Here is a 23,979-nt window from a genome sequence, read left to right as displayed (position 1 = left end):
CATGTATTGATCCTAAATATTAGTTAGCCTAAAAGGAAAAATTCTATATTTCTTACGCCTCTGAATCCGAGATTGTACTGAAAGATTTTAACTTATGGAACATCTTAAATGATAGTTTGGCAAAATAACATGAAATTTGAGAGAGATAAAACGTTTTGTTTTTCTATAATTAATAAGTATTTGAATAAGACATTTATTTGATTCAGTCATGAAAATAATAACATCAAGTATTAGTCAGTTTTTTTGATTAATTTTGACTTCTATTTTTAATAAAGTACATGCAATTTATAATCAAAGAACTTATTACGATTGAAGAAATGGTTGCTCAGATTGGCACCATGCAATATTTATATCCAAATCTTAGTTTGGAAAAATATGAGTTATATTTATCAGAAATGGTTTCTCATAATTACACACAAATTGCAGTTTTTGAGGACGAAGTTTGTTTGGGAATTACGGGTTGTTGGTTCTCGACAAAGCTTTGGTCTGGGAAATATATGGAGATTGACAATTTTGTGGTACATCCGGATCATCGCTCAAAAGGAATAGGAAAATTATTGACGGATTATATTGAGCAAAAAGCGCTCGATTTAGGGTGTACAAACATTGTTTTGGATGCATTTACGTCTAACTTTGCTGCCCATCGGTTTTATTATAATCAAGGATATGGTCCAAAGGGATTTCATTTCGTAAAGATTTTAAATGAAAATGGGTTGACATAGGATAAAATATTGCCAACATTTTCTTATTGAATCAACAAAAACGATATTAAACCAAAGAATTGGTTATTTTTGTTTTATAAATTTTATCACTACAATTATTTTGGGATTATATAAAAATCTTTTTAAACAGACGGCTATTTACGGGCTTGCAACAGTATTGCCACGAATGCTGAGTTTTTTATTAGTGCGATTATATACAGGTATTTTACCTACAGCCGAATATGGCGAGGTTTCTATCGTATTATCGTGGATGGTTTTCTTTAACGTAGTTCTTTCTTACGGAATGGAAACTGCGTTTTTCAGGTTTTATAATTCAGAACCAGATAAGAAAAACGTAATAGCAACATCTACAATTTCTATTTTTTGGTCTTCTATTATTTTTCTTTTCGCAGCATTAATTTTTAGAAATACGCTAGCAACGCTTGCCGAAGTTGATGTGCAGTATATTACGTATTCTGTTTGGATTTTGGTTTTGGATGCATTGGTTTTAGTACCTTTTTCCAAACTTCGTGCCAACCAGAGACCAATGGTTTATGCCGCTATTAAAATTGGGAACGTAGTTGTAAATCTTGTTTTGAATATTTTCTTTTTGATTTTTTTACCAAAAATTGCTCAAGGACATCCCAATTCAATTATAGCTGATTTATATGTAGATAATTTTGAAATAGGATACATTTTCGTAGCCAACTTATTAGCGAGTTTATTGACATTTATTGTGCTTTCTCCAAATTATCTTTCGCTTGGACGAAAATTTGATCCAGTGCTTTGGAAAAAAATGATGAAATACGGTTTGCCAATTTTGGTGGCTGGATTGGCTTTTGCAGTTAATGAACATTTCGATAAAATCTTATTGGGGTATTTATTGCCGGAGAACATTGCTAAGTCAGAGGTTGGTGCATATTCTGCTTGTTATAAATTAGGTTTATTCATGGTATTATTTGCTACAGCTTTTAGATTAGGAATTGAACCTTTCTTTTTTAGTCATGCTAAAAATGAAAATGCTCCACAGACTTATGCTGTGATTACTAAATACTTCGTGATTTTAGGATCTTTGATTTTATTGGGAGTTATTGTTTTTGCTGATATTTTAAAATTGCTTCTATTAGAAAATAAGTCATATTGGGAGGCGATGAAAGTAGTTCCATTGATTATTTTGGCGAACTTTTTCTTGGGAATTTATAATAATTTATCTGTTTGGTATAAACTAACAGATAAGACAAAAATTGGAGCTTATATATCAATAGTTGGAGCAATACTAACCTTGGTTTTAAATTACTTATTGATCCCAAAATACAGCTATTATGGATCGGCGATTGCAACTATTTCGGCATACGGAAGTATGATGCTTATCTCATATGTTTTGGGGAATAAATATTACCCAATACCTTATGATATGAATAAAATTGGAGCCTATTTAGGCATTTCAATTGTATTCTCAGCTATTTCTTTTTACGGATTCAGAGAGAATTATTTCGTTGGAATTCCGTTGTTTCTTTTGTTCATTTACTTCGTTTACCATAATGAGAAGGATACAATAAAAGGGATACTAAATAAAAAATAACATTTCAAAATTCCCAATTTAGTTTTTAAAAATATAAAAATGACGATTAATATTATTAATAAATCACAACATGATTTACCTAACTACGAAACAATCGCTTCGGCAGGAATGGATTTACGTGCTAATTTATCTGAGCCAATAACGTTAAAACCTTTAGAAAGAACAATAGTTAAAACAGGACTTTTTATAGAATTACCAATTGGTTATGAAGCGCAAGTAAGACCAAGAAGTGGATTGGCAGCGAAAAAAGGAATTACAGTTTTAAATTCTCCTGGAACTGTAGATGCGGATTATAGAGGAGAGATAGGGGTAATTTTAGTAAATTTATCCAATGAGGTTTTTGTAATAGAAAACGGAGAAAGAATAGCACAACTTATTATAGCCAAACATGAAAGAGCCGAATGGATTGAAGTCCAGGAACTTTCGGAAACTTCAAGAGGCGAAGGTGGTTTTGGTAGTACAGGAGTGAAGTAGTTTACAGTTGTAGTTTACAGTTGTAGTTTTTAGTTATCAGTTTATGTATTGAGTAATTGAACAACTATTGCAATTTACTTTGCGCTCTTGAAATTAAATGAATATAGATTAACGAACTTACGTATCTCGATTCCGAAGTTTCTGGACGGAATTGGGAGCTTTGTAAAAAAAAGAATTTAATAATTATAAAGATTCAATGATTTATAGATTTTCTAATATTTGAATTTTTTAATCTTTCAATAAAAAACTTAGTGAACTCAGCGTAAAACCTTAGCCAGCTTTGCGGTAAAATAATAATAAAAACATGAAAATAATCGTTCCAATGGCAGGTCGAGGATCAAGACTTAGACCACATACATTAACTGTTCCTAAACCATTAATTCCAGTTGCAGGAAAATCAATTGTGCATCGTTTAGTCGAAGATATTGCCAAGATACTTAAAGAACCGATTGAAGAGGTTGCATTTATATTGGGAGATCCAGCCTTTTTTGGTGATGATGTTGTGGCAAGTTTAGAAGAGCTTGCAAAAGGTTTAGGAGCGAAAGCGTCTATTTATCGTCAGGATTTACCGTTGGGAACCGGACATGCTATTATGTGTGCCAAAGAATCTTTATCGGGACCTGCAGTAATTGCTTATGCTGATACTTTAATCAGAGCCGATTTTGAATTAGATCCAGAAGCTGATGCAGTAATTTGGGTAAAACAAGTAGAGCAACCAGAAGCATTTGGTGTAGTAAAGTTAAATGCTAATAATGAAATTGTGGAATTGGTTGAAAAACCAAAAGAATTTGTTAGCGATTTGGCTGTTATTGGCATCTATTATTTTAAAGAAGTAGAAATTCTTAAAAATGAGCTTCAGCATGTTTTGGACAACAATATTCAAAATGGAGGAGAGTATCAAATCAATGACGGAATTAAAGCTATGATGGCTAATGGGAAAGTTTTTAAAACTGGAAGCGTAGACGAATGGATGGATTGCGGAAATAAAGATGTTACGGTTGAAACCAATTCCAGAATGTTAGGATTCTTGCATAATGATGGAGAGCATTTAGTAGATTATGATGTGAAATTAGAAAATTCTACCATTATTCCTCCTTGTTATATTGGTGAAAATGTAGTGTTGAAAAACACAACAGTTGGTCCAAATGTTTCTTTAGGAAAAGGATGTCACGTTATTGACAGTGTGATAAAAAATAGTTTAGTGCAGACATATTCTCAAATAAAAAATGCTAATTTAGATAACGCAATGATTGGAAATCATGTTAGTTATGATGGTACGTTTACCAGTATTAGCATTGGTGATTATTCGGTTTTAGAATAACAAATGTTTTTTAAAGTTCGTTTTTACTTTAAATACCAATAATATAAAAATGAAAAAAAGAGTTTTAATGATTGTTTTCATGACTTTGCTTGGTAATCAGGCTTCAATAATGGCTCAAACCGAACCAGAAGATATTGCTATGGCTACTGATGAATTTCAGGACTCTTTTTATGAATCATTACTGCAAAAAGGTATTGAGAATTATGACAAAGCAATTGTTGCTTTACAAAAATGCCAGAAACTGCAGCCTAATGATGCAACAATATATTTTGAATTAGGAAAAAACTATTTGTCTTTAAAAGATTATAGAAATGCCCAAAGTTCATTTGAAAAAGCAACACAGATTAATCCAAAGAATAAATGGTTTTGGCTTGGGATTTATGATGTTTGTTATCAAACCAAGAATTATCCTTTGGCAATAGAAACGATTCAGAAAATTATTCCGTTTGATGAAGAGTATAAAGATGATTTGATTTCGTTGTATATGATTACGAATCAATGGGACAAAGCACTCTCTTTGATTAATGAAATGAATGATAAGTTCGGAAAATCTGAAGAAAGAGACTTATTTAAGGCACAGATTTTGTCACAAGGAAAATATCAAAATGTTGAAATAGATAATCTTCTTGATCAGATTAAAAAGAATCCGAAAGAAGAATCTAATTATATTGCTTTAATTTCTTTGTATGCAAAGAATAATAATGCCGATAAAGTACTGGAAATTACCCAGCAATTAGAAAAACAAGTTCCCACATCGGAGTGGGCACAAGTGAGTTCTTTTAAGACTTATTTAGATGAAAATCAGCCTGAGAAAGCGATTCTGGCGATGAATGTGGTTTTAGCAAATCCTAAAATTGATTCTAAAATTAAACATAGGATTTTTAATGAATTTTTAATTTTTGTTAGTAAAAATCCGCAATTTAGTCCAGATTTAGATAAGGCAATACCTTATTTTAAAAACGATTCGGATGTGGATGTTGCGAAAGAAATAGGTAAGTTTTATCATAGCAAAAATCAATTTGATAAAGCAGTTAAGTATTATGAGTTGTCAGTTAATTCGGTTTCACAAGTTGATATAGAAACAAATTTACTTTTGCTTCAGGCATATACCGAAACTAAACAATACGAACCGATGGCTAAAATTTCGAAGGTAATGATAGAAACTTTCCCAACGCAACCACAGTTTTATTTTTATTTTGGGCTAGCCAACAATCAGTTACAACAATTTAAGAAGGCAAAAGACGTTTTGGAAATGGGTCTTGATTATGTTGTAGATGACTTAACTCTTGAAGCAAATTTTAACATACAGTTAGGAGAAGCTTATAATGGTTTGGGAGATTTGAAGAAAAAAGAAGCGTATTTTGCGAAAGCAAATCAATTATTAAAACAAAAAAAATAAAGATCTTTTATTTTAGGTAAAAGTTCAAAAAATAAATTCTGATGAAGAAATATTTAATGCTGTTGTTACTCGTTTTTATTGTTTCATGTAAATCGAAATCGGGTGCAGTACAAGGAAATAATAACAATAACAAAGAAGAGGTTAATCTAATTTCTGCCAATAAAATTATTGACGGACACTATAATAATAAATTACAGTTTTCTACATTATACATTAAGGCTAATGTAAGATATTCGGATGATAAACAAAATCAGAATGTTACTGCAGAAATAAAGATTAAAAAAGACGAACAGATTTTGGTAAGTATTCGTTTTCTTGGTATTACAATGGCAAAGGCTTTGATTACTCCAAATTCTGTAAGCTATTATGAAAAAATAAATAGTAGTTATTACGATGGGGATTTTAGTAGTTTGAGTAAATGGTTGGGAACAGATTTAGATTTTAATAAAGTTCAGAATCTTTTGATAGGAGAAGCTATTGATGATCTTAAGAAAGGAAAATATACTGAAACTTTGATTGACAGATTATATCGATTAGATGAGAGTAAGGAATCGGATATTAAGAAATCATTCTTCTTTGAAGCTGATAAATTCTTGTTGGAAAAAGAACAAATCTCACAAACATCAAAAAATATTATGATGCAAATTGGGTATGCTGATAATAAGTCTTTTGATCAGGGAATACTTCCAACATCAATTGCAATTGAAGCAACTCAGCCCAAAGGGAAAACCGAGATTAACTTAAATTACAGTACTATTACCTTTAACGAAGAACTTTCTTTTCCTTATAGCGTTCCAAATGGATACAAAAAAATTATAATTAAGTAAGTTTGCAAAAATATATTTTAAAGATGCCAAAATTTCTCCTAAGCCTAATTTTTATCTGCACCACATCTTTTATGTGGGCGCAAGATTCGCAACAAGAAAAACTGGAACAACGCAAAGCTCAGATTCAGCAAGAAATTAGAGATAATGAAAAAATGCTGCAGTCTGTAAAGTTGAAAGAAAAGTCGGCGGTGAATGTTTTCATTGTTCAGTCGAATAAAATAAAACTTAAAGAGAAATTAATCAATACTACTGAAAAGCAAACCAAGCTTTTGAGTAATGATATGTATATTAATCAAACAAAAATTAATAAACTTAAAAAGGAGTTAGAAGTATTGAAAGCAGATTATGCTAAGATGATTCTTAAATCTTATAAAAGTCGTTCGGAGCAAAGTAGAGCGATGTTTTTACTATCATCAGAAAGCTTCTTGCAAGCCTATAAGCGTGCACAGTATATGAAACAATATACTAATTTTAGAAAAAATCAAGGAGAAGAAATTCAGTCCAAATCGACACAACTTGCAGATTATAATGCAAAATTAAATGGGCAAAGAGAGATTAAGAAAAAAATTATTGCCGAAAATGAAAAAGAACGTATATCATTAGAGCAAGAAAAGAAAGAACAACAAAAGCTTGTTAACTCAATTAAGAAAGATAAAAGCAAAATTATCGCTGATACGAAAAGCAAACAACAGGAATCTAAAAGAATCGACAGACAAATTGACCGTTTGATTCGTGAAGCTATTGCTGCCGCCAACCGTAAAGCTGCTGCTGAGAAAGAAAAAGAAACCGGAACGAAATCTGTTGCCGCAGTATCTGATACTAAAATTGCGTTAACAGCAGAAGCAAAATTATTGGCTGCTGACTTTAAAGCCAATAAAGGAAAATTACCTTGGCCTGTAGAAAAAGGATTTGTGTCATTGGGTTATGGTGACCAGCCGCATCCTATTTATAATACATTGGTGATTCATAATAGTGGTGTCGAAATTACTACTGAAGCGGGTGCAAACGCAAGAGCAGTTTTTGAGGGAGTAGTGTCAAGTGTTATGGTATTATCTCCAATTAATAAAGCTGTAATGATCCAGCATGGAGATTATTTTACAGTATATCAAAACTTAAGTTCTGTGTCTGTGAGTAAAGGAGATAAAGTAAGTATTAAACAAGTTATAGGTAAAATTAGAACTAGTGGAGAAACAGGAAAAACTACTATTAAGTTCTTAATACTTCAAAATACAACATACAACAATCCGCAAAGCTGGTTGTACAATATGTAATAAAAAACGGGACATTTAGTCCCGTTTTTTTATAGTATTATTCGATTAATCATATTGTTCCAAAAAATATTTCACGACATCGGTTGTTGTAACGATGCCTTTAAGTTCTCCGTTATCGATTACAGGTAAAGCGTGGAATTCTTCTTTCACAAAAATTTCGGCTAAGTCTCTTATAATTGTGTCCGATGATACAGTTTTGGGTTTTGAAGTCATTACCTGAGAAATAGTAAGCATGTCAAGTATTGCTTCATCGGCTCCTTCCTGTCCTTCAAATAAAGCTCCAAAAGTTAATCGGTTTATATCCGAACGACTGATAATACCAACTACTTCTTTTCCTTTAACAATTGGAATGTGGCGAATAGTATTTAGCTTTAGTTTTTCTACTACTTTTCTCAAGCCATCATTTTCATTTGCGGTTATTACGCTTTTAGTCATTATATGACTGATAGGTTCTCTTTTTTTCATAATAGATGTGTGTTATATTTCTGTCAAATATGTAGAATATTTCTGATAAAAAACATGACTTTTATCATCTCTGGAATATAATACCACAAACTATTAATTAGGTCGCTTTATGGGTTTTTATCCAAAAAAAGCATCGAAATTTATACTAAAGTAAATAAGAATGTAAAAATCATTCTATTGTTCATTTGAAATTGTATTGATTGAAATTTAAAAATAGTATTTTTGCACTATGGAAACAAATAGACAGAAAAAAATAGGCGGTGTTATCCAAAAGGATTTGGTTGACATTTTGCAAGGTGAAGTGAGAAAAAACGGGATTAACAATTTGATAATTTCTGTATCCAAAGTTAGCGTAACTACAGATTTATCTGTGGCAACAGTATATTTAAGTATTTTCCCTCAGGATAAAGCTAAAGAAACATTGGCAGCAATTAAGTCAAATTCGGTTTTGATTAAGCATGATTTATCACAACGTGTGCGTTTGCAATTACGTAAAGTGCCGAACTTAGTTTTCTTTATAGACGATTCATTAGACTATATTGAAAAAATAGATAATGCTTTGGCAAATAGAGACAACCCAATTGAGAATCGTGATCTTTTAGAAAAAAGAAGAAAGTCATAGTTTGAATTTCCCACTTTACATAGCCAAACGGTATATTTTTAGCAATAGTAAAAACAATGCTATCAATATTATTAATCGTATTGCCAGCCTTGGAATAATTGTTGGTACAATGGCTTTGTTTGTGGTTTTATCCGTTTTTAGCGGGTTAAAAGTGTTTAGCCTTTCGTTTACAAATGAAATAGATCCCGATTTAAAGATTGAGAGTACCTATGGAAAATCATTTTTGATTAGTCCGAATCAGGAAACTCAAATAAAAAAAATAGATGGAATTGCTTCGTATACTAAAATAATCGAAGAACGGGTTCTTTTCATTTTTAATGGAAAACAGCAAGTAACTTATTTAAAAGGTGTTGATAAAAACTATCCTGTTGTAAACGATATTAAAAAAAAACTGTTTAACGGGCAATGGTTAAGACCAGATACTTATCAGGTTGTTGTAGGTTATGGGATTTCCAAAAACTTTTCGATGGGAATATTGGATTTTGAAAATCCATTACAGATTTTTGCGCCTAAACCAGGAAAAGGAGCAATAGAGAATCCAGAAGAAGCTTTTACAAAAACAGATGTTTTGCCAGTTGGGATTTATTCGATAAGTGAAGACTTAGATTCTAAATATGTTTTTGCGGACTTGGGTTTAGTGCAGGAATTATTAGAGTATAAAACCAATCAGATTTCGGGGGTTGAATTTAAGCTGAAACCAAATGCAGATGAATCAAAGGTAGATTCGCAATTGCAAGCAATATTCAATAATAAGATTACAATCAAAAACAGAGAACAACTTAATGCGTCTTTGTATAAAATGCTCAACACCGAAAATATTGCGGTATATTTAATATTTACATTAGTAATTATTGTGGCACTTTTTAATTTAATAGGCGCTTTAATTATGATGATTCTGGACAAAAAAGGGAATCTGAAAACGTTGTTTAATCTTGGTACAGAAATCAAAGATTTGCGAAAAATATTTTTGTTACAAGGAACTTTATTAAGTGTATTTGGTGGTTTCATCGGGATTGGATTGGGAATAATTCTGGTTGTATTACAGGAACATTATGAACTTATAATGATTACTCCAACACTGGCTTATCCAGTAGTTTTTACTTATGAAAATGTATTTATTGTTTTTGGAACAATTGTTTCTCTAGGATTTATTGCATCATTTATTGCAAGCAGCCGTGTGAGTAAAAAATTACTGGATTAGAACCATTCTAAATAAAAAATAATACTTATATTTATCACACTAAAAAATTTCATGCTATGATAGTTTCTGCCTAGTCCTATTTTTATTTTTAAATAATTAGGATGTTCACATTTCTTCTTAAGTTCAACCGTTAGACGGATCTGAACAAATTTTCTCTTTTATCCTAAATTATATCATGACAGAAACAACAATACAGAAAAATTTATTTTCTCGAATTTTCTCAACAATAAAACAAGCAATCAAAGGAGATGAATCTTTTGATTATACATCCGGAAGTATTAAGAAAGCTGTAATTCTTCTAGCGATTCCAATGGTATTGGAAATGATAATGGAATCGGTTTTTGCTTTGGTCGATCTTTATTTCGTTGGACATTTGGAACACAGCAGTTTTGCTATTCAGGCAGTTGGTTTAACCGAATCGGTAATTACGATTGTTTATTCTATAGCAATCGGTATTAGTATGGCGGCAACAGCTGTTGTTGCGCGACGTATTGGGGAGAAAGATCCTATCGCTGCTGCAAAAGCGGGAATGCAAGCCATTATTATTGCTTTAGCGATTAATAGTTTAATTAGTATTTTGGGTTTTATTTATGCCAAAGATATTCTGTTGCTTATGGGAGCATCAGTAGAAGCTGCAGAATACGGCTATAGATTTACCCAAATCATGATAGGTGGAAGCTTATGTGTTATGCTTTTATTTCTTATTAATGGTATTTTTCGTGGTGCAGGAAATGCAGCTATAGCTATGAAAAGTCTTTGGATAGCTAATATTTGTAATATTATTTTATGTCCAATATTAATAAATGGATTCGGACCAGTTCCGGCTTTTGGATTAATCGGAGCAGCAATAGCAACAACAGCAGGGCGAAGCATAGGTGTATTTTATCAACTATATCATTTATTTAATGGTAGGGGAGTTTTAAAGATTATCTCATCTTACTTTATTCCAGACTTTGAACAAATTAAAGCATTAGTAAAAATTGCTGCTCCAGGAGTATTGCAATTTGTTATTGCATCTTGTAGTTGGATATTTCTTGCACAACTTGTAGCTACAACTGGTGGAGATCATGGATCTGCGGGATATCAAACGGCATTGCGTATTATGATGTTTTTCATTCTTCCAGCTTGGGGATTAAGTAATGCTGCAGCAACTTTGGTTGGGCAAAACTTGGGTGCTAAACAAATAGAACGTGCCGAGAAATCGGTTTTTACGACCGCTAAATATAATGTCATTTTTATGGCAACAATCATGCTTATCACATTCTTTTTTGCAAAATATATAGTTTCATTTTTCACAAATGATACTCTTATACAAAGCATAGCAGTAGAAGCATTACAGATTATGAGTTCTGGTTATATTTTCTACGGAATTGGAATGGTATTGATTAATACCTTTAATGGAGCAGGAGATACCTGGACACCAACATTGGTTAACTTTTTTGGATTTTGGTTATTCCAGATTCCATTGGCGTATGTATTAGCCAAGCATTTTAAAATGGGACCAACAGGAGTTTTTATAGCAATTCCAGTAGCCGAAACAGCAATAACTTTAGCGAGTATAGTGCTTTACAAAAAAGGAAAATGGAAACGTATTCAGGTATAGTCATTTTTAAAAAGCTAACACGAATTGCACAAATTCCCACAAATTAATTCGTAGTAATTATACAAGAATAGCAAAACGAAGAATCGATTTACGATTATAAATAAGAAAGACCGTCATTGACGGTCTTTTATTTTTTAAGAATATTGAAAACATCTTTGTTTGGGTTTAAAAATTTGATAAGATTAAACTATGATTTAAACAAATTCATATCCAGCATATACTTCCTGGATTTCGTTCATTACATTAAATAATCCTTGAGGATCATCGATTGTAACTAGTTTTTGTTTGTATTCTTTAAACGAGTGAATACCTTTAAAATAATTGGTATAATGACGACGCATTTCTACAATTCCTAAGCGTTCACCTTTCCATTCCATCGACCACGTAAGGTGGTTTCTGGCAGCTTCTACGCGATCACTAACTGTTGGTGCGGGTAAGTGTTCACCAGTTTCAAAAAAGTGTTTTATTTCGTTAAAAATCCAAGGATAACCAATAGCAGCACGACCAATCATAATACCATCGATACCATATTCATTTTTAAACTTCAAAGCTTTTTCAGGACTGTCGATATCGCCATTTCCAAAAATAGGCATTGTAATTCTTGGGTTGTTTTTTACACGAGCAATGTGAGACCAGTCCGAATGTCCTTTGTACATTTGAGCACGGGTTCTCGCATGAATTGTCAAAGCTTGTACGCCAATATCTTGTAGACGTTCGGCAACTTCATCGATGTTTATCGAGTTATCATCCCAACCCAAACGCGTTTTTACTGTAACAGGCAAATTAGTACTATCGATAACGGCTTTTGTTAAACGCACCATTAAATCAACATCTTTTAGAACACCTGCACCAGCACCTTTACAAACTACTTTTTTTACAGGACATCCAAAATTAATATCAATCAAATCTGGATTTACAGTCGTAACAATTTTTGATGACATAGCCATCGCTTCTTCGTCTCCACCAAAAATCTGAATTCCAACAGGACGTTCGTAATCAAAAATATCCAACTTCATTCTACTTTTAATTGCGTCACGAATTAATCCTTCCGAAGAAATAAATTCCGAGTACATTAAATCGGCTCCGTGTGTTTTACACAATCTACGGAACGGTGGATCACTCACATCTTCCATAGGAGCGAGTAGTAAAGGAAATTCAGGTAATTCTATGTTGCCAATCTTGACCATCTTCATTATTTTTTGCAAAATTACAACTTTTAGTCGAATTGACGGTAATTAAGGTAAAGGTCAAAGGAGGAAAGGCTCAAAGGTTTAAAGGAGGCTCAGAGAGACAAAGGTTTTCTGTAGAGACGCACCGCAGTGCGTCTTAGGGAAAGTTTAAAAGTGCAATATAAAAAAGGAAACCATATAAGTTATGTAAGTTCATTTAAGCGTATAGTTATATGAACTTACATAACTTATATGGTTTAAAAAAGAAGCTCAAATTGTAAAGTATGTTACCCTATTTTTTAAGCCTTTGAACCTTTGTTCCTCAGAACCTTTGTCCCTTCTTTAAGAAATCCTATTATCGAAAAAACGAATCGGTTTGCGACTCATTGGGTTAAAAACCAAAGGGTTTAATATTTCTTTTGAAGTAAATTCAATTTTTGGAGTAACTCTTAATTTGGCTCTAAAGTGGTCTTTGATTTCATGCAATAATTCCTCCGATTGATTTTTTACAGCAATTTTAATCAGGATTTCGTCAGTTCCTAAATCATTGGTAAAGATCTCGATAATATGATTTTCGATAGCATCAAAATCACTTAAAACATCGTTCATTGCAGGCGGGTAAAGGGTTGTTCCTTTATATTTTATCATTTGTTTCTTGCGTCCGATAACTGGTCCAACACGCAATGTATTTCTTCCGCATGCACAAGGAGTATCGTGTAACTGAACTATATCTCCAGTTTTAAAACGTAATAAAGGCATTGCTTCAATGCCTAAAGTTGTAAAAGTAAGTTCTCCAGCTTCGCCATTTTTCACTCGATTATTGTTTTCATCAAGAACTTCTACAATGATTAATTCAGGATGATGATGCCCTCCGTTTCCATGTTCACATTCGGTAAAAGCAGTGCTCATTTCGGTAGAGGCATAAGTCGAAAACAACTTAATATCCCATTTATCAGTTATTTTTTTAGACAAGATATTCATCGAAAAATCTTGATTTCTAAGGGATTCTCCAATGCAAATCGCGCCTTTTATACTTGAATTATTATAATCGATATTGTGCGTTTCGGCATATTCTATCAATTTCAATAAAAATGAAGGAACGGTTATTAGATAAGAAGGATTGTATTTTATGATAGAATCCCATTGTAATTCGGGAATTCCTGCACCTACACGGATTACGCCAACTTTTAATTTTCGCAATCCCAAAAAGTAAGCCAATCCAGCCATAAATTTGCGATCAATTGTAGTCATAAGTTGTACAATATCGCCTTCTTTAATTCCAGCACAATCAAAAGAAATTGCCTCATTATAAGCCAATCTGTCTAAGTCGGAATCGGTTAAACCAAAAGTTACAGGATCTCCTAAAGTTCCCGAAGTGGTTGCGAAATCGATGATTTTAGATACTGGAACACATAGAAAATCGTCATTGTTATTTTGTAAATCCTCTTTGGTTGTAACGGGTAAAAGTTGTAAATCTTCCAGTGTTTTAATGGTAGTGATGTCAATTTTTTTCTCTTCAAAAAAGTTTTTATAAAAAGGTGATTTCTGACTTATATAAGCCAAAAGTTCAACTAATTTTTGCTCTTGAAAATTTTTAATTTCTTCTAAAGAACCTTTTTCTATTTCTGGAATCATTGTAACTTTCTTTTGGTTTTTTTAATATACTTTTCAACTTTCTGTTTTTCAGGAAGTGTTGTGATCTCTTTTGTTAATGCTTTTTCAAAATGATTTTGTGCCAAAGCATATTCTTTTTTTTGGTAAAAATACAATCCCACTTTGTAATAAACGACCCAGTAATCTGGATTTAAGGATTGATATTCTTGAATGAATTCAGGCGAGATATTACTTTTATTTTTTAAATAAGAATTTATTTTTTCATCTTCAATTCTGAATTTTTGGTAATTTTTAAATTCGACTGTAGTCAAAAAAGGATCCTTGGCAATATTCAATTCACTTTCGGACAAAGATACAATTGTATCTGAATGCTCTCGGTTTTTAAATATTTTATTCAAGTCATAACATACGAACTCACCCAATTGATAAGGATTGGCAGATACCCAGACTAATTTTTCTTCGGGTTTAAAAATAATACCATGATGTGCCATCAATTGATTTAGCGATTTTTCGTTGCCATAACCAAGTTTGATATTATGGATACCCTCTTTATTTCTAAGTATTTCCGAAGCTTTTTTAGGATTTATTTTTTGGGTTTCTTCAAATAGTTCTACCATTCTATCGTATCGATATTTCGAATGACTATCGCGAATTTGATTTTCATTTCGTTTATCATCCTTTAAGGCATCACTTTGAAAATGATTCGAACAAATAAGTTGATTGTTATTTGGAACTTCATAAACTCCAAATTTATGCGGTGATACTTCTATTAAAACAGCTTTATTATCTCTAGCACTCCCAACCATGATTGATTCGGAAACGAAAACAGTTGTCCTTTTTGCAATAGCAATAGCTTCATTAATGTTGGTGGCATATTGCAGAATTTCCCGAGTGAGCATAGAAATAGGAGTTTTGGCAATTAGCGGAATTTTTGATTTTCCGGCATTGATAGTTACGGTCAATCCTTCCTGATTCATTCCCGAAACAGCTCCAATCATTCCCGGCCAGGTTACCATCATAAAAGGATGTCCCGTTTTTGGTTTTATAAAAGCAACAATTTTATCTTTTGCAAAAGCATCATTTACATAGAAATCAAAATTGCGACCAAGGATTAAATTCCCATCTTCGGATTTTTCTCCCCAAGCGGCAAAAGAAGAACAGCCAACCAATGCCAAATCTTGTAATGCGTGCCCAATATCATGTGCAGCATGTAAATACAAGTTGCGTAAATATTGCGATGCGATTGCATCATAATCATGAGAAGTATATCGAGAAACGCCGTAAATTTCGGTTTGGTATTCTTCGGGAACATTGAGATACAATTTTCGATTGTACCATTTTAGAAAGTTTCGAAGCATTTTTTGCTTAAACGTTGAAGGTACTAAATCCTGAATTTTGGAGAAGAATATGTGTTCTTGTTTCTTTAAAAGGGAGTCGGTTAATGCTCCGGAATTAAGACCTATTTGATATGCATCGCCTTCAACATAAAGTTCCCAAAGACCTTGTTTATTTTTAAAAAAGGAATTATTTCCAGATGAAAATGCTGTATCAGATACTCTTTTTACGATTGGTAAAATAGTGTCATAATCTGCTATATTGGGCTGATGATGCATTGATTTTGAAGTGCCACAGGAAAGAAACACCAACAAAAAACCGATTAAGAATACAATCAGAATTCGCTTTTTCATGATCAAAATTATTCAGTGGCTTGATTGATTTTGGTTACCAGATATTCTTTTCCAACAATCTCCGAACAAGTAACAACAGCACCAATTGTTACGCCCAAAACGCCATGCATATTAATACTTTGCCCCGTTAAATATAAGTTGTTAAGCTTAGTTTTGGAAGCAATAAATGATTTCATAGGATTATTTGAGTCCTTAATATAACCGTACATATTACCATTGTGCCCACCGATATAATCACGGTAGGAAAGTGGAGTAGAAGTATGGATAGATTGAATACACTCTTTTATTCCAGGAAATTTTATCTCAATCTCGTTTAAAAATTTGGTTGCTTTACGAGATTTAAATTCTTCATAACTTTCACCACGATCATTTTTTTCGGCAGTTGTATTAAATGTATTTGCCCAAGGTAATAAATCGTCAAATTTCATATAGGTAATAAAAGTCATACCATCGGCCCATTCTTCCTCCTTCTTGGAGGCATTCATTGAAGCCATGTATGCTTTTGGCCACGAATTTTCGTTATATTCATGTGCTGTCCAAACTTCATTACTATCTTTAAAATGATAATAGTTATGATTGATATATTTGAATGTTTTGGGTTTAAAAACAATATATAAACTAAACGCCGAAATTACACCTTCGAGACTTTGAATACGGCTATAAAAAGATTTTCGGAAATTTTCTTCACCAACCATTTTTAGCGTGGTTTTTGGTTCAATGTTCGAAATGAAATAAGTAGCCGAGACTTCGGTTTCGTCTTTCATTTTAACCGAAGTAACGTTATTGTTCTCTACATTAAAACGAGTTACTTCTTTATATTTATGAACTTCTCCACCGTATTTCTTGAGTTGCTTGATGAGTTGTTTCGTTATCTGACTTCCGCCATTTATACATCGCCAAGAGCTTTGAATATAGGAGTTTACAGATAAGGCATGTACGTAAAAAGGTGATTTGTCTTGGATTCCTGCATACAAGAAATTAGAACCAGCAAGAACAGCTCTTAACTGTTTATTATCGGTAATCTCATCGATTGTTTGCTTGGCATTTAAAGTCAGGATTTCACTATCATATTTTCCTTCCCAACGTAAATTGTATAAGGGGAACGAATCGCAAGTTGCTTTTACTTTTTCGCAATAATTTTCGATTGCTTCTTTTTCTTCTGGAAAATGTTTTAGTAATTGGTTAACGAAGTTTTCATATCCCTGAGCGTGTGGATATTCTTTATTTTGATCTTCAAAAGAGATGATATCAAAACCATCTTCATCCATTTTTTTTAGTTTCAAATTATCCATAATGCCCAGATATTTGAAATACTTATATAAATTTTGTCCTTCACTTAATCCTCCTATGTAGTGAATTCCAGTATCAAAAATGGTTTTCTCTCTTACAAAAGTCTGTAGATTTCCTCCAAATTGATTATTTTTTTCGAGTACACAAACACTATATCCTTCTTTTGCAAGAATAATAGCCGAAACCAGACCGCCCAAACCGCTTCCTACGATAACAACATCATAACGTTCTTTCATTCTATTCTTTCTTTAAGACTAAAATTTTGTCTTCTTCATTGCTACAAGTATAGCCAAAATTAATTAATGTATTTTTTAAACTGTCACTATTTATTAAAATGAAGCAAGAAGTTATCGGAATTATTTTTTCGATAATCGCGTTGTAATTTTCATCTGTAATTAAAACAACATCATATTGTTTTTGTAGTGCATGTTCTATTTTATCTAGGTAATGAATAGTTCTTTTTTTAACGATATAATTGGTTGCTGCGACCGCATATTTTTCTTCATCGGTTGTATAAGAATCAATTTTTCGTTGTGGTTCCTGTAGTGTTAATAATAAATTTAGCTCACCATAATCATTATTCAAATGCAATATTTTGGCTTTTGGTTTTATGTATTTATTTAATAGATAAAAGGTTTCTAAATTTGCTTTCAGATTCTTTTTCACACTATTGATTATCTCCGATTCCTTGTAATCAAAACTATTAAGAATCATTTTTTTGAAATAATCCGGGCCTTCAAGATTTTGACGTGTTTTATGAAATTCGGTTTTAAAAAAAGCACTTATTTGTTTTGTTCTTTCTGTATAATTTTTTCCAAAGGAAAGATTCTCAGGAGTAATTCTGTCCAGAATTGAAACGGTTATAGCGCTGTCATAAATAATGAAATCTCCTTTTGGTAACGCTTCGGATGTACCATGAATCAAAATCGGAATAATGTCCAGATTAAATTGTTCGGCAAGATAAAATGCGCCTTTATGGAATCGTTTTATTTGGTTGCTTTCGGATCGGGTTCCTTCCGGGAATACCATTAAGGAATAGCCTTCATCTATTTTTTGGCGTAAATGTTCGATACCACCTTCAAGTCCTTCTGAGACTGGATAAAAACCTGCTTTTTTTACGGTTGCCCCAAAAACAGGAGAATTGTAAACCCAATCACTTACAAGATAAATGATTTTTGGACTCAGCATTCCAACAGCCAGAATATCCAAAAATGACGTATGATTGGCAATAATTACTGCTGGTTTTTCGAACGTTTCATTATGGATATTAATTACTTTTTTATTTACGTAAGGATTAGTATACAGGACTGATTTCATGAATTTTGAAATCAAATATCTAAATCCATTCATTTTTGTTTCCTCTTTTAAAGGAAGAATTTTCATAATTGTCAAGCAAAAAACAGACATTAAAATTCCGCCAAGACCATAGTATAAAAATGATAATACACCATTTATAAAGGAACGTAGCTGGAATGGCGCTTTTCCGTTTTTAGGACGATTGGATAAGAATAATTTAAATAAGATTGGGTAAAAAATAAATGTAATAATAAGTGCAGCAAAAACTCCAATTAATGAGATTGATGAGATAGATTGTAATGCAGGATGTTTGGCAAATATCAATGCACCAATTCCGAGTATTGTTGTTATTACAGCCAAAATAATTGAGGTTCTGTAAATCGCAATTTCATTTTTCCCGGTAGTATATTCTTTCTGTAATGCGCTTGTCATGAAAATACTAAAATCAACACCATGACCAAAAATTAAGGTACATACAATCATGCTGAAGATATTCAGTTGGATATTAAAAATCCCCATGATACCGGCAGTTACAATTCCGGTTAATGCAATTGGGATACAACTTATGATAACTAATTCGACTCTTCTGAAAAAGAAAAACAGAATAAGAATTACGGCAACAAAAGAATAATTTACAAGTGAATTGAAATCGGTGTTAAGCGTACTAAAAAAGGTTTCATTCATTTGTTGACGATCAATTGCCAGTAATCCATCTTTGGCAGAAGCCGACTTTACAAATGCGTCACGTTGTTGAGGAGCGACTTTTACTAATGTTGAAATAGTGAAAAAACCGTTTTTTTCGCTAATAAATTCTTGCAATTGCAAGGCACTTATTTTTAAATAATCCTGATAGGAAATAGGTCTAAAGTTGGCATCCAGATGATCAAAAAAAGCTGAATATGTTGTGGGTTTAAATCCAAGTTTGGCGCCTTCACTTATCAATTGAGATTTTAGAAGCTGTTTTTTATTGGTATCCCAAAATGAATTCCATTTATCGATTTTTTCTTTTTGCTCTTTTTGCGAAAGCATAATACCTCCTACAGAACTAAAATTTAATATTTTGTTTTCCTGTTTTTCTTTTGCAAGAGCATTAAAAAGCAAGCTGTTTTTTTGCAAAACTTCTTCCATACTATTACCGTATGATGCCAGATATATAGTTTTGGAAGTTAGACTTGTTGTACTTTCTTCTAAGTCTTTTTCGGCAGCTTTAATTTCTTTAGGTACAAAATTAAGCTGTGATAAATCGTTGTTAAATCCAACATCGTTATAAGTAAAGAAGCAAACGAATGTAATAAGAACACAAGCTCCAATTAGGATTTTGTTATTATGAAATGAAAAATGAGCCAGTTTATCAATGGCATTTTTCTTATGTTCAAAATTATTTTCTTTGGGTTTGTATAAATGCGGAACAATGAGAAGGGAGAAAAAAGCAGATGCCATTACGATTACTGCAGCAAATATTCCTAAGTCGTTTAATGCATCCGATTTTACAAATAGCAAACATAAAAACGCAACGGCAGTAGTTGAACTACTCATTATCACAGGCATTGTAATGTCTTTATATAATGTTTTTACATCGCTATTGTGTTTATAATGTGTAAGAATATGAATAGAATAATCTATTGTAATTCCCAATAAAATAGAACCTATCCCGAGTGAAATAGCCGAAATTCTCTCTTTTACAAAATATAAAAATGCAACTGCAAACAGAGCTCCAAATACTGTTGGGAGGAAAATGATTAATGGGATAAATACTTTTCGATAGAATAAAATTAAAATTAGCATTAGTGTAATCATTGCGATAGTTGTAGTAAGTACAATATCACTTTTAATCTGGTTGGCATTTGCAACAGCAATAAGAGCCGAACCAAAATAACTTACCGAAGCTTTTGTATCAAATTGCTTATTTAAATTGTCTTTTATAGTATTGAGCTTTGCTGCAAAAATGGAATTTTTTTCTGTTTCGCTCGAAGGTAAATTAGAAGTAATAAATAACAATAACTTCTTTTTATCCTTGGTCATTACAAAACCATTATCTAGTGTAAAGTCATCGCCAACATTTAATTGTTGTAATTTTTTTAAGGCTATAAATGAGATTCCTAATGGATCTTGTAATATAAAATCTTTGGTAATAAATCCCGAAGGCGAAATTATCGATTTGTAATTTCCTTGTACAGTTGCAGCAATACTATCCTTTTGTAACTTGGATTGAATGGTTGCATAATCTTTGTCTTCCAGAAAAAGGGGTACATTATTGTAAACAAAATCTATAGTTTCCTGAATATTTTCTTCGTCGATTTTTCCTTGTACAGCAGTAATATAAGGTTTGCAAGTTTTGGCTATACTATCTGTAAAAACAGCCGCCATTTCTTTTAGATCTTCGTTGGTTCCCTTTTTTTCAAGTTGGAAGATAACGGTAATTTTATCGGCAAAGTTAAGTTGCTTCAGCACTTTGGCAGTAACATCGGTTTTGTCGTTTGTTGGAATAAGTTTGGTAATATCTTCTTCAAATTTAATTTTTGAAGCAAAAAGACCAAAAAGAAAAAGCATCGCAATTGCCAAGAAAACTGATAGTAGTTTTCTCTTGTTTACAAATAAATGTATAGCGTAGAAATAATGATGCATGTTTATTGTTTAAAGTTTTTTAGCCACTGATTATACTGATTGACACAGATTACTTTCGTTGCGAATATAAATATTTTTAATCCTTTAATCTGTGGCAAAATATTTAATTTAATTATTGGTTTTATTTTTATTCGAATTAAAAGCTGTTAAAAGCAAATAACTCAGAAGGCCTAAAAGTAATGCAGAGACGGATGCTAAAAGGAGACTTCCAACAACGTATTGGGTTATGTTTTTTGAAACATCTGTAAGTGCCAATGAATCATTTAGTGTTAAGGAGGAGTTGCTTGAAACAAATAAACTTCCCATTTTTAAAGATCCATATATTACTAAAGGAATAAAAGGTGGGAAACTAACATTTGATGCCAAGAAAGCAATGACTTTGTTGAGCTTAAATAATGTTGCAAAGAAAAGAAGTAACACGGTTTGGAAACCCCAAAAAGGTGAAATTCCAATAAAAACGCCTAATGCAATCGCAGCCGATTTTTTGTAATTAGATTCGTCACTTTCCAGAATATCTTCAAGTAGGAATTTTTTAAGCCCTTTTTTTTTAATGTTTCGAACCAAATCTCTTGGTTTAATATATACAAGAGCAATAAATACTAATACTGTATTTAATATACTAATTCGGGTAAAATCCTTAAATGGGCGAAAATGGGAAACTCTTTCCTGAGGATCGTATAGAATTTTAACCGGAATGTTTTTAACCGGAATCCCTTTCCAGGCAGAACGTACAATTACTTCGATTTCAAACTCAAATTTTGGAGTATAATATCTTTCGGGAATTAGTTTTAAGGGATATAATCGAAAACCGGATTGTGTGTCTTCGAGACGAATTCCTGTTTCAAACCAAAACCAGAAATTTGAAAATTTATTCCCAAAACTACTTTTTTTAGGCACATTTTCTTGTGACATATTACGACTACCAATTAGTAAGGTATTCGGTTCGTTTTGAATAAAATCAATAAATGAAGGAATATCCGAAGCAAAATGTTGTCCATCGGAGTCGATTGTTACTGCATACTCGTAATTTAAAGCAATTGCTTTGTTAAATCCGTTTTGTAATGCAATCCCTTTTCCTTGGTTTTCGGGATGGTGAATTTGGATTAATTCTGGAAAATCTTCTAAAATTTTACCTGTTTTATCTGTTGATCCATCATTAACTACAATAATTTCTTTGGTGTAGGTTAAAATGGAATTAAGAACTTTCGCTAACGTTTTGTCATTATTATATGTGGGTACAATAACACAAAAATTGGTTTGAGTAAGTTGTTCTTCTTGAGATAAAATAGGTTTCATTTTGTGGTTTTTATTTAACTACTTTATCGTTTGCTTTTCTTCAGCAGAGAAGCTTTTGGATTGTTGGATAAAGTTTTTTAAATATTCTTTTAGCGCATTATTTTGGTCTTTATAGTGCGCTATAATAAATTTTTTGTCTTCTTTGATGTTTTTTCTATAACCCGTAATTCCCGGAACATTTTCCTGAATACTTAATCGAATCATTCTAATTTCTGTCGAGTTTGGTTCTTTTGCGATAGTACTTTCCAATAACTTGGCACCTTCTTTAAAACGACTCATTTTGACAGATAATTTTTTTTCAAATTTAGAATCCAATAGGATAGAAGCGGCTTTGTATGCTACCAGAATATTTTCGTCGGTGTTAGAAATATCTTCAAGTTTTGCGGTAAATTCTTTAGCGCTGGTTTCAGAATCTGAAGCTGTAGGATATATTTTTCTAATGGTAGCAAGATCAGGAACACTTACTAAACCTACCCATAAAATCAATGATATAAATAGTTTCATAATTAAGCTTTTTTATAAACATTGCTTAGTTTTAAAGCAACTGTTTCGTTAAAATAAGTCGTGTTTTTTACTTTTACCAAACCATCTTCGGTTGTGGTGATATCCAATTCTAAACGTAATTCGGGTGTAACTTCTGGATTGATTAACGCCATGAATTTAACATTACTAAGCGTTTGCATCATTAGGCTACTTTGGGTAATTTTTTCCGAAAGTTCTTTTATAATCTGGATCATGCATACGCCAGGCATTATCGGATTGTCTGGGAAATGTCCTTTAAAAACATCATGTTTCTCATTTACCAAAATGACTGCATCGTATTTAGAATCACTTGTATTTTCTAATGAAAGTATTTTATAAAAGTCTTTTAAAACCATAATTGTATTTTTATTTTCCAAAGATATATGTTGCACCTATTTGATAAACTAAATTTGTATTATTTGTTGAGTATGCATAATAATTTGTTAGTGTACTTGTAAAGCCTTTCTTAATTCTAGCTTCAAATGAAACTCCATTTTTCAGGCTGTATCCCAATCCTCCAATGATTCCTAAATCAATATCGTCTCCTTTGCTAAAATCTCTTTCTTTGTCTTTTGGGTCTACTTTAAATGTATCCGCGATAAGTATATCACAAAAAGGACCTACTAAGACATAAAAACTTTCAGTAAAATTAAATTTATTAATCGTTATTCCAGAAATATATTGCAGTGATACATTTACATTGGCCTCTTCATAATTAGTAATAGTGTAACTATTTGTTGTATAATCATAAATAGTTGTGGTTCCCATAGAAACATTTCCTTTACCACCTTGTCTTGAATAGGTTAATTCAGGTTGTAATGTATAAAATTTCGAAAGTTTTAAGGCGCCAAATCCTCCAATATAAAAATCGGTTTTGTTACCAAGATTTGAATTTGTCAATTTCGAAATGTTAATCCCGGCTTGAATTCCCGGTTTAAAAGTTACTTGTGCTTGAGCCTGATTAATTCCTATAAATGTGAATAGGGCAAAAAAGAAATTTCTATAATTCATTT

Annotated in this window: 20 protein-coding genes; 10 read left to right on the top strand and 10 right to left on the bottom strand. The window is 32.1% G+C overall.

Annotation, left to right across the window (positions count from 1 at the left end; translation table 11 throughout):
• Positions 1 to 278 precede the first annotated feature (278 nt).
• From OIU83_RS18430 to OIU83_RS18400, 7 genes are all read left to right on the top strand, one after another.
• A complete protein-coding gene (locus OIU83_RS18430) occupies positions 279 to 722 on the top strand; it encodes a GNAT family N-acetyltransferase (protein WP_264207731.1) in 444 nt (147 codons plus the stop codon).
• 100 nt (positions 723 to 822) lie between these two features.
• Positions 823 to 2,283 (top strand): lipopolysaccharide biosynthesis protein, encoded by a 1,461-nt coding sequence (locus OIU83_RS18425; RefSeq protein ID WP_264207730.1) that lies wholly within the window; start codon positions 823 to 825, stop codon positions 2,281 to 2,283.
• A 39-nt stretch (positions 2,284 to 2,322) separates the two neighbouring features.
• Complete coding sequence (gene dut / locus OIU83_RS18420) at positions 2,323 to 2,757, top strand: dUTP diphosphatase (RefSeq protein WP_264207729.1); 435 nt, start codon at positions 2,323 to 2,325, stop codon at positions 2,755 to 2,757.
• A 304-nt stretch (positions 2,758 to 3,061) separates the two neighbouring features.
• Positions 3,062 to 4,078, top strand: coding sequence for a sugar phosphate nucleotidyltransferase (locus OIU83_RS18415; RefSeq protein WP_264207728.1), 1,017 nt, complete (start codon positions 3,062 to 3,064; stop codon positions 4,076 to 4,078).
• A 49-nt stretch (positions 4,079 to 4,127) separates the two neighbouring features.
• The gene (locus OIU83_RS18410; RefSeq protein WP_264207727.1) at positions 4,128 to 5,477 is read left to right on the top strand and encodes a tetratricopeptide repeat protein; all 1,350 of its coding nucleotides are present in this window, start codon (positions 4,128 to 4,130) and stop codon (positions 5,475 to 5,477) included.
• A gap of 41 nt (positions 5,478 to 5,518) precedes the next feature.
• Positions 5,519 to 6,304 (top strand): DUF4292 domain-containing protein, encoded by a 786-nt coding sequence (locus OIU83_RS18405; protein WP_264207726.1) that lies wholly within the window; start codon positions 5,519 to 5,521, stop codon positions 6,302 to 6,304.
• A gap of 23 nt (positions 6,305 to 6,327) precedes the next feature.
• Positions 6,328 to 7,575: a murein hydrolase activator EnvC family protein gene (locus tag OIU83_RS18400; RefSeq protein WP_264207725.1), complete on the top strand. Its 1,248-nt coding sequence runs from the start codon at positions 6,328 to 6,330 to the stop codon at positions 7,573 to 7,575.
• A 45-nt stretch (positions 7,576 to 7,620) separates the two neighbouring features.
• Here OIU83_RS18400 and OIU83_RS18395 read toward each other — a convergent pair whose 3' ends face one another.
• On the bottom strand, positions 7,621 to 8,040 hold the full coding sequence (locus tag OIU83_RS18395; protein WP_264207724.1) for a CBS domain-containing protein: 420 nt from the start codon (positions 8,038 to 8,040) through the stop codon (positions 7,621 to 7,623).
• Between the two features lie 229 nt (positions 8,041 to 8,269).
• Between OIU83_RS18395 and rbfA the strand changes: the two genes are divergently transcribed.
• The 3 genes from rbfA (at position 8,270) to OIU83_RS18380 (ending at position 11,466) form a co-directional block, all read left to right on the top strand.
• Entirely contained in the window at positions 8,270 to 8,662 is a 393-nt protein-coding gene (gene rbfA, locus OIU83_RS18390) for a 30S ribosome-binding factor RbfA (protein ID WP_264207723.1), read from the top strand.
• 1 nt (position 8,663) lies between these two features.
• Positions 8,664 to 9,863 carry an ABC transporter permease gene (locus OIU83_RS18385; protein ID WP_264207722.1) on the top strand — a complete coding sequence of 400 codons (1,200 nt, stop codon included), beginning with the start codon at positions 8,664 to 8,666 and terminating at the stop codon, positions 9,861 to 9,863.
• A 175-nt stretch (positions 9,864 to 10,038) separates the two neighbouring features.
• A complete protein-coding gene (locus OIU83_RS18380) occupies positions 10,039 to 11,466 on the top strand; it encodes an MATE family efflux transporter (protein ID WP_264207721.1) in 1,428 nt (475 codons plus the stop codon).
• A 194-nt stretch (positions 11,467 to 11,660) separates the two neighbouring features.
• Here the strand turns inward: OIU83_RS18380 and dusB are convergent, their stop codons facing one another.
• The 9 genes from dusB to OIU83_RS18335 all read right to left on the bottom strand — a co-directional run bounded on the left by dusB (position 11,661) and on the right by OIU83_RS18335 (position 23,977).
• The gene (dusB, locus tag OIU83_RS18375; protein ID WP_039113353.1) at positions 11,661 to 12,653 is read right to left on the bottom strand and encodes a tRNA dihydrouridine synthase DusB; all 993 of its coding nucleotides are present in this window, start codon (positions 12,651 to 12,653) and stop codon (positions 11,661 to 11,663) included.
• A 324-nt stretch (positions 12,654 to 12,977) separates the two neighbouring features.
• The gene (locus OIU83_RS18370) at positions 12,978 to 14,270 is read right to left on the bottom strand and encodes a phenylacetate--CoA ligase family protein (RefSeq protein WP_264207720.1); all 1,293 of its coding nucleotides are present in this window, start codon (positions 14,268 to 14,270) and stop codon (positions 12,978 to 12,980) included.
• The gene (locus OIU83_RS18365; RefSeq protein ID WP_264207719.1) at positions 14,267 to 15,937 is read right to left on the bottom strand and encodes a C45 family autoproteolytic acyltransferase/hydolase; all 1,671 of its coding nucleotides are present in this window, start codon (positions 15,935 to 15,937) and stop codon (positions 14,267 to 14,269) included. Before OIU83_RS18365 ends, OIU83_RS18370 begins: the two co-directional genes overlap by 4 nt.
• An 8-nt stretch (positions 15,938 to 15,945) precedes the next feature.
• Positions 15,946 to 17,463 (bottom strand): phytoene desaturase family protein, encoded by a 1,518-nt coding sequence (locus OIU83_RS18360; protein ID WP_264207718.1) that lies wholly within the window; start codon positions 17,461 to 17,463, stop codon positions 15,946 to 15,948.
• Position 17,464: 1 nt separating this feature from the next.
• Complete coding sequence (locus OIU83_RS18355; RefSeq protein WP_264207717.1) at positions 17,465 to 21,148, bottom strand: 1-acyl-sn-glycerol-3-phosphate acyltransferase; 3,684 nt, start codon at positions 21,146 to 21,148, stop codon at positions 17,465 to 17,467.
• Positions 21,149 to 21,256: 108 nt separating this feature from the next.
• Positions 21,257 to 22,444 carry a DUF2062 domain-containing protein gene (locus tag OIU83_RS18350; RefSeq protein WP_264207716.1) on the bottom strand — a complete coding sequence of 396 codons (1,188 nt, stop codon included), beginning with the start codon at positions 22,442 to 22,444 and terminating at the stop codon, positions 21,257 to 21,259.
• A gap of 18 nt (positions 22,445 to 22,462) precedes the next feature.
• Positions 22,463 to 22,948 carry a hypothetical protein gene (locus tag OIU83_RS18345; RefSeq protein WP_264207715.1) on the bottom strand — a complete coding sequence of 162 codons (486 nt, stop codon included), beginning with the start codon at positions 22,946 to 22,948 and terminating at the stop codon, positions 22,463 to 22,465.
• Positions 22,949 to 22,950: 2 nt separating this feature from the next.
• On the bottom strand, positions 22,951 to 23,322 hold the full coding sequence (locus OIU83_RS18340; RefSeq protein WP_264207714.1) for a hotdog family protein: 372 nt from the start codon (positions 23,320 to 23,322) through the stop codon (positions 22,951 to 22,953).
• Positions 23,323 to 23,332: 10 nt separating this feature from the next.
• Positions 23,333 to 23,977 (bottom strand): PorT family protein, encoded by a 645-nt coding sequence (locus OIU83_RS18335; RefSeq protein ID WP_264207713.1) that lies wholly within the window; start codon positions 23,975 to 23,977, stop codon positions 23,333 to 23,335.
• Positions 23,978 to 23,979: the final 2 nt, after the last annotated feature.

This window comes from Flavobacterium shii, assembly GCF_025847235.1.
GTDB lineage: Bacteria > Bacteroidota > Bacteroidia > Flavobacteriales > Flavobacteriaceae > Flavobacterium > Flavobacterium shii.
This window is presented reverse-complemented; position numbering and strand designations above follow the sequence as displayed.